The sequence below is a fragment of the Providencia sp. Je.9.19 genome (assembly GCF_051129765.1).
Lineage (GTDB): Bacteria > Pseudomonadota > Gammaproteobacteria > Enterobacterales > Enterobacteriaceae > Providencia.
In genome coordinates this window covers 1-245 of sequence record NZ_JBCPSS010000076.1, presented here as the reverse complement: position 1 = coordinate 245, position 245 = coordinate 1, and the positions used below count along the sequence as shown (strand labels likewise).

Sequence of the window (245 nt, the reverse complement as noted above, 5' to 3'; positions counted from 1 at the left end):
CAGCGAGAAGCAAGCTTCCCCTGTTACCGCTCGACTTGCATGTGTTAGGCCTGCCGCCAGCGTTCAATCTGAGCCATGATCAAACTCTTCAATTAAAAGTGTTTGATGCTCAAAGAATTAAACTGTTTGTTGTTAGTTGATATAAATATCAATTAACGTGTTAGTCACTCTTCAAGACTTTAACTTCAAATAATACTTTTTTGATAGTGTCTTGTGAGTGCCCACACAGATTGTCTGATAAATTG

General features: G+C 38.4%; 1 rRNA gene. It reads right to left on the bottom strand.

Annotated elements, in window-relative coordinates:
• Positions 1 to 95, bottom strand: a 16S ribosomal RNA gene (locus AAZR93_RS21760); the annotation flags it as partial.
• Positions 96 to 245 lie beyond the last annotated feature (150 nt).